Here is a 13,659-nt window from a genome sequence, read left to right on the forward strand (position 1 = left end):
GTGTCGCAGGGGCAAAACCCTGAACGTGGTCCAGGGTTGGCCGTCGCGCCGTAGAATGGGCGGGTGCGTCGCCCCCGATTCCACCGCCGGTTCCAGACCCTGGCATGGCTTGCCATGCTGCTGGTGCTGCTTGCCCCGTTGGTGAGCCGCTGGATGGCCCATGCGCCGGTCCCAGCTGCCGCGCCGGTGATGGCGGGCATGGACCATGGTGCGATGGATCACGGCGCCATGGGCCACGGCGCGCATGCCGAGCACGCGCAGCACGCGATGGAGGGTCACCACGACCACCACGCGATGGCGATGGCGCACGAAGAGACGGCCCGCAAGCCGGCCGTCGATCCACATGCCGAGCATGAAATGGGTGTGGACTGCGAGTACTGCTTGATCGCGGCACGGCTGATCACCTTGCTGGTGGCGGCGTTCCTGCTGCTGGTGCCTTTGGCGCCGGTGTGCCGTGCACTGGCGGGATCTGTCCGAGCGCTGCCCTCGCGGCTCCGCGGAACCTTGGGCGCGCGTGGGCCGCCGCTGGCGTTTGCTGGCTGAGCCGCGCACGCGAAAGCCGCCGGGCATGGCCCGGCGCTACCGATTTTCTTGAAGCTGCTGGGCATCGCCCGGCGTTGTCGAGCTGATTGAAGCCGCCGGGTCATGGCCCGGTGCACCCGCGTGCGACTTTCTTTCTGCTGCCCTCGTTGATGGGGCGGCATTGCATGCCGTGGAAACATGAAAACGAACCCGAATGTCGTTGCCCTGCGCTGGGCGACGCTGCCGGCGCTGTGCGCCTGCGCCCTGTACACCGCACCGGCCCGCGCCGATGCGACAGACCCCACCACCCTGGACACCGTGCGCGTGGTCGATACCCGCCATGGCGAACTGTCGGCCGTGCCCAGCGCGGGCTCCGCGCTTGGCCTGAGCGTGCTGCAGACGCCGGCCGCGCTCACCGTCATCGACCGCGACCAGCTGGAACAGCGTGGCGACAGCAACCTCAACGATGCGATCAGCCGCGCGGGTGCGATCAGCGCAATGCCGCATCCAGGCAATGGCCTCAGCGCGCTGTCCAGCCGCGGCTTCACCGATGGCGCGTCGGTGATGCGCCTGTACGACGGCCTGCGCCAGTACGGCGGGGTAGGCGTCACTTTCCCGTTTGATACCTGGTCCATCGAGCGCATCGAAGTGCTGCGCGGCCCGGCGTCGGTCATCCATGGCGACGGTGCCATTGGCGGGGTCATCAACATCGTGCCGAAGAAGCCGTCGCGCGGTGCCATCGAAAACGAGATCAGCGTGACCGTGGGCAGCGAGGACACCGCGCGCCTGGGCTTCGGCAGCGGTGGCGCGCTGACGCCTGAGCTGGCCTACCGGGTGGATGTGAGCGGCAACTACAGCGGTGGTTGGGTCGACCGCGGCCGCAACAACGATGCGACGTTCTCCGGCGCGCTGTTGTGGCAGCCGCGCACGGACCTGCAGCTGACCCTGACCCATGCGCAGGGCTACCAGCAGCCGATGCGCTACTTTGGCACGCCGCTGGTGGATGGCCGCCAGCTGGATGCGCTGCGCCACCGCAACTACAACGTGGCCGACAGCGAGATCCGCTTCCGCGACCGCTGGACCCAGCTGGATGCGCTGTGGAGGCCGACCGCGAACGTCGAATGGCGCACGCGTGTCTATCAGATCGACAGCCAGCGCGACTGGCGCAATGCCGAGGCCTATGTCTACAACGATGCGACGGGCCTGATCGATCGCTCGGACAACACGCAGATCACCCACAACCAGGACCAGACCGGGCTGACCTCGACGCTGCGCGTGCAGGGGCAGGTGGGCGGGCTGGCCAACAGCTTCGCAGTGGGCCTGGATGCCAACCGCGCGCACTTCAAGCACACCAACAACACCTACGCAGGAAGCTCCGGGCCGGTCGATCCGTTCCATCCGGTGCCGGGCGAGTTCGCCAGCGATGCACCCAACCTGCCGCGCTACCGCAACAGTGCCGAGCAGTACGCGCTGTTTGCCGAAGACCACCTGACGCTGAGTGAACGCTGGTCGGTGTTGGGTGGGCTGCGCCATGACCGCGCGACCATCGACCGCACCGATCTGATCAGCGGTACGGCGGCGTTTTCGAAGACCTACAGCAGCACCGGCTGGCGCGCGGGCACGGTGTTCGCGCTGCGGCCGACCTTGAGCCTGTACGCGCAGTACTCGCAGGCGGCGGACCCGGTCAGTGGCCTGCTGATGATCAGCCCGGCCAACGGTGCGTTCGATCTGGCCAAGGGACGGCAGTTCGAAGTGGGCATGAAGCAGGCCTTCGACGGCGGCGAGTGGACGCTGGCCGCGTACCGCATCCGCAAGACCGGCCTGCTCAGCCGTGATCCGCTGCAGCCCGATCGCCGCGTGCAGGTGGGCGCGCAGACCTCGCGCGGCATCGAGGCCTCGTTGAACTGGGCGTTCGCACCGCAGTGGTCGCTGCATGCGAATGCCACGGTGCTGAAGGCCGAATTCGAGGACTTCCTGGAAACCACTGGCTCGCCGGCGGTGGTGGTCTCGCGCGATGGCAACGTGCCGCCGAACGTGTCCGAGCGGATGGCGAACGTGTGGCTGAGCTGGCAGTTCCTCCCGGACTGGACCGTGGCCGGCGGCGCGCGCTATGTGGGCAAGCGTTACGCGGATAACGCCAACACGCTGGAACTGCCCGGCTACAGCACCACCGATCTGGCGCTGACCTGGCAGGCCGCGCCGCGCACGCGGGTGACTGCACGCCTGTTCAACGTGTTCGACAAGGCGTACTACGCAACGGCGTACTACACCAGCACGCAGTGGCTGCTGGGCGCGGACCGCCGCGTCGAGTTCACCCTCGACCATCGCTTCTGAGGGCGCTGGCCATGTCGCTGCGATCCACCGCCAAGCGTTGGACTTATCTGCTGCATCGCTGGCTGGGTATTGGTGGCTGCCTGCTGATGCTGCTCTGGTTCGTCAGCGGCATGGTGATGCTGTTCATCGGTTACCCGAAGCTGACCCCGGGTGAGCGATTGGCCGCGTTGCCGGTGCTTGATGGCACGCGCGCGCTGCAGGGGCTGTCGATCCTGCCCGACGCCGTGCAGGCCGAACCGGAACGCGTGGCGCTGACCACGCTGCGCGGGGAGCCTACCTATGTGGTGCGCAGCTCTGCGAACGTGGGTGCGTGGTCGGCAGGCAGCGGCCACGCGCTGCTGCCGGTGTCGGCACAGCGTGCCGAACTTGCGGCGACGGCGTTTGCCGGTGGCCCGGCCTTCCTGGGCGCCGTGCGCGTGGACGAGGATCGCTGGACGCATTCGCGCGGATTGGATGCGCACCGACCGCTGTACAAGGTGGAGGTAGGCGGGCGACAGCCGGGCAGCGTGTACGTTTCCTCGCATACCGGTGAAGTGGTGCTGGATGCGCCGTACCACCAGCAGCGCTGGAATTACGTGGGCGCGTGGCTGCACTGGTTGTACTTCCTGCGCGTGCAGTCGGTGGACCCGGTGTGGACGTGGGTGGTGATCGTGTTGTCCGGGCTGTGCACGGTGGCGGCCATCAGCGGCATCGGGGTGGGCGTGTGGCGTTGGCGTTTCCGTGGCCGGTATCGCTCCGGTGCGAAAACGCCCTACGTAGAGCCGTGGATGCGCTGGCACCACCTGGTCGGCCTGGTGGCCTCGGCCTTCGTGTTCACCTGGATCTTCAGCGGGCTGATGTCGATGAACCCGCTGCAGGTATTCAGCAGCCCGGCGGATGCGACGAATGCCGAGCGTTATCGAGGCGCGGCGGTGGCGCTGGATGATGCGTTGGCCCAGCCACAGGCGTTGCTGGCCGCAGAAGCGCAGGCGGGGTTTGCGCCGGTGGAGATCCAGTGGCGGCGTATCGATGGCCAGCTGTTTGCGGTGCTGCTGGACGGGCGGGGCGGTACCCGCATCGTCTCGCGCGTGGATGGGCAGCTGCAGCTTGCAGAGCAGTTGCCGGTGCCATGGCTGCAGCAGCGCGCACAGGCGTTGGGCACGGCACCGCTGCGCGCATTCACGCTCCTGCACACGCCGGATGCCTGGTTCTATCCCCGCGCGCCCGAGGCGATGAACGGTGCAGCGGTGCGGCGCTTCCCGGTGGCGGTGGCCGATTTCGGTGATGCGCACGCTACGCGGGTGTACATCGATCTGGCCACCGGCGATCCGCTGCTGACCCTGGGCCATCGCGAACGCGTCGGCCGCTGGCTGTTCTGCTTCCTGCACAGCTGGGACCTGCCGGGCATGCTGCGGCAGGAGAACACACGGCTGGGCGTGCTGTTGCTGCTGAGCGTGGCAGGTACCGGCCTGTGTGCGACCGCTGTCGTGATCGGCACGCGGCGGCTGCGGATGAAATTCGGCCGGCCGCGCCAGCGAAGGGGATGACGGCGGCCGGTCTCGCGTGGTGATACGCCCGTGCGTGATGATCGTTGCCACAGTCATTGTCATCCGCCTTCGCTATGATGGGTCGATCTGAAGTGGGTACGCATATGGAAGTACGACTCACGCGCGAGCAGGTACTCGCGCTTGCGCCGGATGCGGCGTCGGCCAAGGCCGGCGGCGGCCTGGCCATCGATGGCAAATGGGGCCTGCTGGGTGCCGATGACGAGGCGCTGTGGGGCGAATGCCAGGGCAGTGGTTCCAAGCCCTACCAGACCCAGGTCGACCTGGCCGCGCTGGTCAGCCGGTGTTCCTGCCCCAGCCGCAAATTTCCCTGCAAGCACGGGCTGGCCCTGCTGCTGTTGTATGCCGCCGGCAACCCGCGCTGCGTGCCACAGGCGCGACCGGCGTGGGTGGATGAATGGCTGAACGGGCGCCGCGACCGCGCCGCGCGCAAGGAGGCTGCCGTGGAGGCGGCCGCCGTTGCGCCGGCCCCGGATCCGCAGGCGCAGGTCGCGGCTACCGCCAAGCGCGAGCTGGTGCGCTGGGGCCGCATCGAAGCCGGTGCAGCCGAGCTGCAGCGCTGGATTGCCGATCAGTTCCGCCAGGGCCTGGCCAACCTGTCCGCCGATTTCCACGCGCAGGGCCAGACCATGGTCGCGCGCATGATTGATGCGCAGGCGCCGGGGCTGGCCAGCCAGCTGGAGGCTGCGCTGGGCGAGGGCACACCGGGCCTGGCCGGCCTGGGCGAACTGGGCGCGCGGCTGGGGCTGCTGCAGCTGCTGACCCAGGCCGTGGCCCACCGTGCGCAGTACGAACCGGCGCGACTGGCCGACCTGCGCGCCGCGCTGGGCTGGCCGGTAGACCGCGAGGCGGTGCAGCGCGATGGTGAGGCGGTGCACGACCGCTGGCACGTGCAGGGGCAGTGGCTGGTGGAACAGCCGGGCAACCTGGTCGAGCGCCGCGTCTGGCTGCATGGGCTGGACAGCGGGCGCAGTGCGCTGGTGCAGGATTTCAGCCACGGCGGTCGCGGCTGGCAGGAACAATGGCGCACCGGCAGCGTGCATGCGGCGCGGCTGCATTTCCATGCCGGCAGTGTGCCGCTGCGCGCGGTGGTGACCGAATTCGAAGCGCCCCGCGCTGAAACCACCACGCCCCTCACCGATACCTTCGACGCGGCCTCGCAGGCCTACGCGCGCAACCCCTGGTTGCTGCAGGTGCCGATGCGCCTGCAGGACGTCCACATCGCCCATGACGGTACGCAGTGCTGGCTGCAGCATGCCGAAGGCGCGCTGCCGCTGCAGCTGCCGGGCCTGCAGGCGTGGGCGTTGATGGCGTTTGCCGGTGGCCATCCGGTATGCGTGATGGGTGAGTGGGACGGCCAGGTGCTGTTGCCGCTGTCGGCATGGAATGCGCGCGATGAGCGCTGGGAAAGGAGTGCCGCATGAACCAGGCCTGGTTGAAGCCGGCGTTGCTGGGCATTGATCGCCCGCAGGTGATTGCCGTGGGTGGCGCGCTGGATGCGCTGCTGCAGGCGGTGGCCGATGCGGACGAACCGGCATTGGCCTACAGCCGCCAGGTGGGCGTGCTGGCCGCCTGCGAGCGCGCCGCCGTGCGCACGGCCGCAGCGGTGAGCGTGCCGCCGCCAGTGGCGGATGACCCGCTGCAGCTGGCGGCCGACCACCCGTGGGTTGCGTTGCTGGCCACGGTGTTCCAGCCCGGCCAGTTCTCGCCCTGGGGCAAGCGGCTGCGGCTGCAGGCCTGCGCGCAGCTGGCCGCACACGGCCGGCACCTGCCGGTGGCGGTGCTGCCGCAGGCGCTGGAGACAGGCGCGCGCCTGGCCGTGCTGCGCGATGCGCTGCGTGCGGTGCTGGGGGTGCGCGGTTACTGGCTGGCGGCCTGCAATCCGGAGTGGCGCTATGCGTCTGCACCGCTGGAGGCACAGGCCAGCGCGGAGGAGGTCGAGCAGGTCTGGAATGAGGGCAGCAGCGAGGCACGCCTGGCCGTGTTCCAGCAGCAGCGCCTGGAAGATGCAGCGGCGGCGCGTACGCGGTTGCAGGACAGCCTGAAGGAACTGCCCGCACGCGAGCGTGCCGCGTTCGTGGCCGCGCTGCAGCCGGGCCTGGGCGCGGACGATGCGCCGCTGTTGCAGGCCTTGTTGAAGGACCGCAGCCGCGAGGTGCGCGCGCTGGCCGGGCCGATGCTGGCGCGCCTGCCGGACTCGGCGCACGCGGCTTACCTGCAGGCACAGATGGCGGCGCTGCTGCAGCAATCGCGCAGCGGCCTGCTGCGTCGCCTGGCATGGACGCTGGAGGCGCCGGCCACGCTCGACCCGGGTTGGGCAGACGCGGCGATCGATGGCAAGCGACCCAACGGCGAAGTGCTGGGCGAGCGGGCCTGGTGGCTGTACCAGCTGGCGCGCCAGCTGCCGTTGGCCTGGTGGTGCCGCACGCTGGAAAAGCCGGCCGCCGAGGTGGTGGCCTGGGCGCGCGAGAGCGACTGGTACCAGGCATTGCTGCGCGCGTGGCTGGAGCGCGTGGATGCCAGCGAACCGGAGTGGGTGGAAGCGCTGGTCGCGCTGAAGGAAACCCATGCGCGCAAGAGCGAGCTGCTGGCGTTGCTGCCTGCAGCGCAGCGCGAGCGGTACTGGCCGGCCAAGCTGCAGGACCTGATCGCACAGGGCCTGCTCGATGATGTGCTGGACAGCACCGGCGCGGCGCAGTCGTTGAGCGCGGCCTATTCGCAGGCGCTGGCCCCCAGCGTGGGCGCACTGTTCGGCGATGAACGCCTGCGCTACGACTACCTGCTGCGCGACCGCCTGCTGGAACTGCTGGCGGTGCTGCATCCCTCCACGCTGGCCGGCGTGCAGATTGCCGAGCCGCCGGCCACGGCCACCGACGCGATGCTGCACTGCGCGCAACAGGCGCGTGCGCTGCTGGCCTTGCGCCAGGCCCTGTATTCCCCCTTCTGATCGAACCCCTTACACACGGAGCCACCATGACCACTGCCGTCCTGCGCCAGCACGCCGAACACCAATACGCCGAAGAACTGGAGGAGCTGCGCCGCCAGGACAACCGCCAGCGCCCGGCCAACTGGACGATGTCGCCGTGGGCGGTCGTCACCTACCTGGTGGGTGGCACGCTGGACAACGGCTTCGTGGTCAGCCCCAAGTACATCGGTGACCGCCGCCTGATGGAAATCGCCGTGGCCACCATCGCCACCGACCGCGCGCTGCTGCTGTTCGGCGTGCCGGGCACGGCCAAATCCTGGGTGTCCGAGCACATGACCGCGGCCATCAGCGGTGATTCGACCCTGCTGGTGCAGGGTACCGCCGGCACCAGCGAAGAGCAGATCCGCTACGGCTGGAACTATGCGCAGCTGCTGGCCAACGGCCCCAGCGAAAAGGCCCTGGTGCCCAGCCCGATGATGAACGCGATGCGCCTGGGCAAGATCGCCCGCATCGAAGAACTCACCCGCATTCCTGCCGACGTGCAGGATGCGCTGATCACCGTGCTTTCGGAAAAAACCCTGCCGGTGCCCGAGCTGGGCAGCGAAGTGCAGGCCGTGCGCGGTTTCAACGTGATCGCCACGGCCAACAACCGCGACAAGGGCGTCAACGAGCTGTCGAGCGCACTCAAGCGCCGCTTCAACACGGTCATCCTGCCGGTGCCGTCCAGCGAGGAAGACGAAGTGGCCATCGTGCTCAAGCGCGTGGGCGAACTGGGTACGGCGCTGGACCTGCCGGCCGAGCCACCGGCGCTGCAGGAAGTGGCGCGCGTGGTGCGCATCTTCCGCGAGCTGCGCAACGGCGTCACCGAGGATGGCAAGTCGAAGCTGAAGAGCCCGACCGCTACGCTGTCCACCGCAGAGGCCATCTCGGTCATCAACAACGGCATGGCGCTGGCCGGCCACTTCGGCGATGGCGTGCTGCGCCCGGCGGACATGGCCGCCGGCATGATCGGCGCCATCGTCAAGGACCCGGTGCAGGACGCGCTGGTGTGGAAGGAATACCTGGAGACGGTGGTGAAGGAACGCAGTGAGTGGAAGGATCTGTACCGCGCCTTCCGCGAACACGCCTGAGCAGGCCCGCGCCGATGAGTGAAGGGATTTCCCTGTTCGGCATCCGCCACCACGGCCCGGGCTGCGCGCGCAGCCTGCTGGCCGCGCTGGATGCGTTGCAGCCGGACTGCGTGCTGATCGAGGGCCCGGCCGGTACCGAGGACCTGTTGCCGCACGTGCTGGATGCGGCCATGCAGCCCCCCGTAGCCCTGCTGTCCTACAGCGTGGACGACCCGCAACTGGCGGTGTTCCATCCGTACGCGCTGTACTCGCCGGAATGGCAGGCCCTGCAATGGGCCGCGCGCAATGCGGTCGAGGTGCGCTTCATGGACGTGCCGCCGGCGTTGTCGCTGGAGTGGCTGGAGCAGGCGCGGCAGGCGCCGCCGCAGGACGAGGAGGCCGAGGGTGCCGAGGATGCCGAGGCAGACGATGCTGCTGAGGCCGCCGCCGAGGAGGCCGCCGAGGAGCGACCGGCCGATCCGCTGGACTGGCTGGCACGGGTCGCCGGCCACGCCGATGGCGAAGCGTGGTGGAACCACATGGTGGAGGAACGCGGCGACGGCCAGGGGTTGTTCGAGGCGATTGCCGAAGCGATGACCGCGCTGCGCGAACACACCCCGGATTATCCCGGCCGCCGCGGCGAGCAGGAAGCGATGCGCGAGGCGCACATGCGCGCGGCACTGCGCGCGGCAAGTAAGAACTTCAGCCGCGTGGCCGTGGTCTGCGGCGCGTGGCACGTGCCGGCGCTGCAGCCGGCGGCGCTGCGTGCCAACAGTGCGGCCGCCGACAACCGCCTGCTGAAGGGCCAGAGCCGGCGCAAAACGCAGAGCACGTGGGTGCCGTGGACCTACCGCCACCTGAGCGCAGGCAGCGGCTACGGCGCTGGTGTCGATGCACCGGGCTGGTACGACCACCTGTGGCGCAATGCCGGGGTGCATGGCCAGCGTGCGGTGGGCTGGTATGCCCGGGTAGGCCGCCTGCTGCGCGAACACGGGCTGGACTGCTCGTCCGCGCACCTGATCGAAGCGACACGCCTGGCCGATACCCTGGCCGCCCTGCGCGGGCGCCCGGCGCCTGGCCTTGAGGAGATCGGCGAGGCCAGCCGCAGCATCATCTGCGATGGCGACGATGCGCCGATGCAGTTGATCCGCGAGCAGCTGCTGATCGGCAATGCGCTGGGCCAGGTGCCTGACGGCGTGCCGGTGGTGCCGCTGCAGCGTGACCTGGAAGCGCAGCAGAAGCGCCTGCGGCTGAAACCCGAGGCACTGGAAAAGACCCTCGACCTGGACCTGCGCAAGGACAACGATCTGGCCCGCAGCCACCTGCTGCACCGCCTGCGCCTGCTGGGCATCGAATGGGGCCGGTTGGCGCGCTCCGGCCACGCTGCACGCGGCACCTTCCACGAACTCTGGCAGCTGGCCTGGCAGCCGCATTTCCTGGTGGCGCTGGTGGAAGCCAGCCGCCATGGACAGACGCTGGTGGATGCGGCGTCGAACCTGGCGGTCAGCCAGGCGCGCGCGGCGGCTGACCTGCCGGCGTTGTCCGAACTGGTCGACCAGGTACTGCTGGCCGATCTGCCGCAGGCCGTGCAGGCCATTGCGGCCGAACTGGAAGCGCGCGCGGCCACCGATGCCGATCCGCTGGCCCTGCTTGGCGCGCTGCCGCCGCTGGCCAACATCCATCGCTATGGCAACGTGCGGCAGACCGAGGGCGTGCAGGTCGCGCACTTGTTTGACAGCATGCTGGAACGCGCGGTGATCGGCCTGTCGCTGGCGCTGACCGGCCTGGACGAAGCACGCGCGGAAGCGGCGCGCGAGGTCGTGCTGGCTGCCGAGCGGGCGATCAGCCTGCGCGACGATGCCGACGGCCGCGATGCGTGGCGGCAGGCGCTGCGCCGGGTCGCGCTGTCGCAGGCCAGCACGGCACTGCTGCGTGGTGTCAGCCTGCGCCTGCTGTTCGATACCGGCGCGCTTGACGCCGGCACCGTGCATACCCAGTTGCAGCAGCAGCTCTCGCCGGGTGCCGAACCGCTGCAGGCCGCGCAGTGGCTGGATGGCTTCCTCAACCGCAACGCCACCGTGCTGCTGCATGACGATGCGGTGTGGCGGATGATCGATGACTGGGTGGTGAGCCTGGATGAAACACAGCTGGTGCGCGTGCTGCCGCTGGTGCGGCGCACCTTTGCCGCGTTCGAGGCGGCTGACCGCCGCGACCTGGGCACCCGGGTCGCGCGGGCCACTGTGACGAAGGCGGTGGCCAGCGAGGCCCCGGACTGGAACCTGGCACGCGCCGAGCGCGCGCTGCCGATGCTGCGCGAACTGTTGGGGATTGCCGGATGAGCACGCCAGACGACCTGTCCAATGACACAGCGGGCCAGCTGCCCACTACGCGCGAACAGCGCTGGCGGCTGATCCTGGGCCAGCAGGCCGATGGCAGCTGCGGCGCACTGCCCAAGCCCTTGCAGGGGATCGACCAGGCGCTGTCCGCGCTGTACGAACCGGAGGGACAGGGCGGCCTCAACCGGCGTGGCGGGCGCGGTGGATCGGCGCCGAACGTGGCGCGCTGGCTGGGCGACATCCGCCGCTACTTCCCCTCCTCGGTGGTGCAGGTGATGCAGCGCGATGCCCTGCAGCGGCTCAACCTGACCCAGATGCTGCTGGAGAAGGAAATGCTCGAGCAGGTGCAGCCGGACGTGCACCTGGTGGCCAACCTGATCGGCCTGAGCCAGGTCATCCCGGCGGAGACCAAGGACACCGCGCGCATGGTCGTGCGCGCCGTGGTGGACGACCTGCTGCGGCGGCTGGAAGAGCCGATGCGTTCGGCGGTGACCGGTGCACTGGACCGTGCCCGCCGCAACCGCCGGCCGCGCCTGGCCGAGATCGATTGGCACCGCACCATCCGCAGCAACCTGCGGCACTGGCAGCCGGAACTGCGCACGGTGGTGCCACAGGAACTGGTGGGTTATGGGCGCAAGGCGCGCAAGCCGCAGCGCGAGGTGCTGCTGTGCATCGACCAGAGCGGCTCGATGGCGGCGTCGGTGGTGTATTCAAGCATCTTCGGTGCGGTGATGGCCTCACTGCCGGCAGTGTCCACCCGGCTGGTGGTGTTCGACACCGAAGTGGTGGACATGAGCGAGCAGCTGGACGACCCGGTCGATCTGCTGTTTGGCGTGCAGCTCGGCGGCGGCACCGACATCCATCGCGCGGTGAGCTATTGCCAGGGGCTTATCCGCGAACCACATGGCGCGATCCTCGTGCTGATTTCCGATCTTTACGAAGGTGGGGTGGAGGACAAGCTACTGGCGCGCGCGCACGAGCTGGTGGAGTCGGGCGTGCAGTTCATCGTGCTGCTGGCGCTGAGCGATGAAGGTACGCCGTCCTACGACCAGCAGCTGGCAGGCAAGCTGGCCGCGTTGGGCGTACCCTCGTTCGCCTGCACGCCCGATGCGTTCCCCGGCCTGATGGCCGCGGCCATCCGGCGCGATGACATCAACCAGTGGGCCGGTGCCAACGGCCTGCTGGCGACCCGTGGCCGCTGACGCGGCGCAATGACCGAACCCGATTGGATTCCACCGCATGACCCCCGCTGTCCATCACCGCCTGCGCATCGCCGGCGGCCAGTACACCGGCCAGAAAGTGGTCGACCAGCAGTTCCACGAATGTGATTTTTCCGGTGCGGACCTCACGGCCACCGAATTCGTAAACTGCAGCTTCTACGATGCCGAAAGCCGCACCGGTTGCCGTTTCAATGGCGCCACGCTGAAGGAAGCCAGCTTCCGCAGCTGCGACATCAGCATGTGCCACTTCAACTTCATCAAGGCCCTGGGCCTGGAAATCAGCGAGTGCCGTGCGCAGGGCGCGGATTTCAGCAACGCCAGCTTCATGAACCAGATCACCACGCGCACCTGGTTCTGCAGCGCCTTCATCAAGAAGTCGAACCTGCGCTACGCCAACTTCTCGCGGGTGACGCTGGAGAAGTGCGAGCTGTGGGAGAACCGCTGGGATGGCGCCAACCTCAGCGGCGCCAGTTTCGCCGGCTCGGATCTGTCGGCCGGGCAGTTCGAGGGCATCGACTGGAGCAGTGCCAACTTCACCGACTGCGACCTGACCGGTTCGGAACTGGGCGACCTGGACCTGCGCGTGGTCAACCTGCGCGGGGCGCGGCTGGATGTGCAGCAGGTGGCACTGCTGATGCAGCGCATCGGCATCACCGTGGTGCCGTAATGCCGTGGCGCGAGTACTGGCGCGCCCCACGGTAGTGCGATACGTTGAAGCGTGCACAGTCGGCCACGTGCTTGATGCCAAGGCGCTGCACCGGCTGGCGGGAGCAGCTGCAGGTCAGCGCGATCTGCATCACGTGGCGCGGCCAAGCGCCAGCCGAGTGCGCCACCCGGCGTAGCGATGCTGGTGGGCGAACCGCTCGGGTCCTGGTCTGCGCAGCCGGTGCTGCAGCACTTCCTGGCGATGGCCGCCCAGCAGCATCTGTCGTGATCGCCACTGCGGCGTGTCTTTGCCGCACCGGTGGTGCCTGAAATGCCGGTCGCAACGCGTGGCGGCGCCGATGCGCGGGCACTGCAGGACAAGGGCTCCAGCGCGTCGGGTTGGCGATCCGCACATTCCTGAGGGGTGGCTGCGGGTAAGTCCTACAGCCAGCGTCGGCACACGCCGTCAGCATCCCTTCGCCGGCCGTAATGGCTGGCTGGGATTGGCGTCCCACAAAGAGCTCTGGCGCGTGTCCGGAAGCTGTCCAGGGAGGACGGCTTCCGGACGGCGCGGCCCGCTGGTCCGTGGCGGGTGATGCGTGGGGATCATCCCGATCCGCCGGTCCGCTCCAGAGTCTTCCGGTACGCCAACCCGCATCGCCCGCCGCCCATCCACGCCGCAGCGTGGGTGTGAGCGCTGCAGCTCTGTGCAGGCAGAGCGCGCCTCATCTGGGGAGTGGCGGCGGGCGGTGCATTCTTCGCAGGCCTGGACTACGGCAGCAGCTCACGCGCCATGCGGAAGATATCGGTGACCGCATACAGGCCGCTGTGCCGGGCAAGGTGCGCGTTGTCCGGCCCCTGCGCGATGCCGCTGGCCAGCAGGCGGAACTGGTGAGCGGGGTCGGGCTGGTGCTGCAGCCCATACAGCGCATGCCGGTCCACGCGTGAGTCGCCCGGCATGTCATCGTCGTGTCGTCAGGGACTCACGCGGTCCATGCCGCCGCAGGCCTAGAGTCGGTCATC

At 68.9% G+C, this 13,659-nt stretch carries 10 protein-coding genes; 9 read left to right on the forward strand and 1 reads right to left on the reverse strand.

The window, feature by feature from the left end:
* Positions 1 to 114 precede the first annotated feature (114 nt).
* The 9 genes from FJU31_RS07515 (at position 115) to smqnr (ending at position 12,658) form a co-directional block, all read left to right on the forward strand.
* Entirely contained in the window at positions 115 to 543 is a 429-nt protein-coding gene (locus FJU31_RS07515) for a DUF2946 family protein (RefSeq protein ID WP_150454194.1), read from the forward strand.
* Between the two features lie 177 nt (positions 544 to 720).
* Positions 721 to 2,856 (forward strand): TonB-dependent receptor, encoded by a 2,136-nt coding sequence (locus FJU31_RS07520; protein WP_150454195.1) that lies wholly within the window; start codon positions 721 to 723, stop codon positions 2,854 to 2,856.
* Between the two features lie 11 nt (positions 2,857 to 2,867).
* Positions 2,868 to 4,382, forward strand: coding sequence for a PepSY domain-containing protein (locus FJU31_RS07525; RefSeq protein ID WP_150454196.1), 1,515 nt, complete (start codon positions 2,868 to 2,870; stop codon positions 4,380 to 4,382).
* Between the two features lie 104 nt (positions 4,383 to 4,486).
* A complete protein-coding gene (locus FJU31_RS07530) occupies positions 4,487 to 5,824 on the forward strand; it encodes an SWIM zinc finger family protein (RefSeq protein ID WP_150454197.1) in 1,338 nt (445 codons plus the stop codon).
* Positions 5,821 to 7,347 (forward strand): DUF5691 domain-containing protein, encoded by a 1,527-nt coding sequence (locus FJU31_RS07535; RefSeq protein WP_150454198.1) that lies wholly within the window; start codon positions 5,821 to 5,823, stop codon positions 7,345 to 7,347. The genes FJU31_RS07530 and FJU31_RS07535 overlap by 4 nt, the downstream gene beginning before the upstream one ends.
* A gap of 26 nt (positions 7,348 to 7,373) precedes the next feature.
* Positions 7,374 to 8,456, forward strand: coding sequence for an ATP-binding protein (locus FJU31_RS07540; RefSeq protein ID WP_150454199.1), 1,083 nt, complete (start codon positions 7,374 to 7,376; stop codon positions 8,454 to 8,456).
* A gap of 14 nt (positions 8,457 to 8,470) precedes the next feature.
* A complete protein-coding gene (locus FJU31_RS07545; RefSeq protein ID WP_150454200.1) occupies positions 8,471 to 10,774 on the forward strand; it encodes a DUF5682 family protein in 2,304 nt (767 codons plus the stop codon).
* The gene (locus tag FJU31_RS07550; RefSeq protein ID WP_150454201.1) at positions 10,771 to 11,973 is read left to right on the forward strand and encodes a vWA domain-containing protein; all 1,203 of its coding nucleotides are present in this window, start codon (positions 10,771 to 10,773) and stop codon (positions 11,971 to 11,973) included. Before FJU31_RS07545 ends, FJU31_RS07550 begins: the two co-directional genes overlap by 4 nt.
* A 37-nt stretch (positions 11,974 to 12,010) precedes the next feature.
* Positions 12,011 to 12,658, forward strand: a complete 648-nt coding sequence (gene smqnr / locus FJU31_RS07555) for a SmQnr family pentapeptide repeat protein (RefSeq protein ID WP_150454202.1) — start codon at positions 12,011 to 12,013, stop codon at positions 12,656 to 12,658.
* Positions 12,659 to 13,407: 749 nt separating this feature from the next.
* On the opposite strand, the gene FJU31_RS07560 is transcribed toward smqnr, so the two are convergent.
* Positions 13,408 to 13,596, reverse strand: coding sequence for a hypothetical protein (locus tag FJU31_RS07560; RefSeq protein WP_150454203.1), 189 nt, complete (start codon positions 13,594 to 13,596; stop codon positions 13,408 to 13,410).
* Positions 13,597 to 13,659: the final 63 nt, after the last annotated feature.

Origin of the sequence: Stenotrophomonas cyclobalanopsidis (assembly GCF_008710035.1) — a bacterium.
Taxonomy (GTDB): domain Bacteria; phylum Pseudomonadota; class Gammaproteobacteria; order Xanthomonadales; family Xanthomonadaceae; genus Stenotrophomonas; species Stenotrophomonas cyclobalanopsidis.

Coding starts and splice junctions, on each gene's coding strand:
- FJU31_RS07520 (WP_150454195.1), top strand. CDS start 721: ATGAAAACGAACCCGAATGTCGTTGCCCTGCGCTGGGCGACGCTGCCG.
- FJU31_RS07530 (WP_150454197.1), top strand. CDS start 4,487: ATGGAAGTACGACTCACGCGCGAGCAGGTACTCGCGCTTGCGCCGGAT.
- FJU31_RS07560 (WP_150454203.1), bottom strand. CDS start 13,596: ATGCCGGGCGACTCACGCGTGGACCGGCATGCGCTGTATGGGCTGCAG.
- FJU31_RS07515 (WP_150454194.1), top strand. CDS start 115: ATGCTGCTGGTGCTGCTTGCCCCGTTGGTGAGCCGCTGGATGGCCCAT.
- FJU31_RS07550 (WP_150454201.1), top strand. CDS start 10,771: ATGAGCACGCCAGACGACCTGTCCAATGACACAGCGGGCCAGCTGCCC.
- smqnr (WP_150454202.1), top strand. CDS start 12,011: ATGACCCCCGCTGTCCATCACCGCCTGCGCATCGCCGGCGGCCAGTAC.
- FJU31_RS07525 (WP_150454196.1), top strand. CDS start 2,868: ATGTCGCTGCGATCCACCGCCAAGCGTTGGACTTATCTGCTGCATCGC.
- FJU31_RS07535 (WP_150454198.1), top strand. CDS start 5,821: ATGAACCAGGCCTGGTTGAAGCCGGCGTTGCTGGGCATTGATCGCCCG.
- FJU31_RS07545 (WP_150454200.1), top strand. CDS start 8,471: ATGAGTGAAGGGATTTCCCTGTTCGGCATCCGCCACCACGGCCCGGGC.
- FJU31_RS07540 (WP_150454199.1), top strand. CDS start 7,374: ATGACCACTGCCGTCCTGCGCCAGCACGCCGAACACCAATACGCCGAA.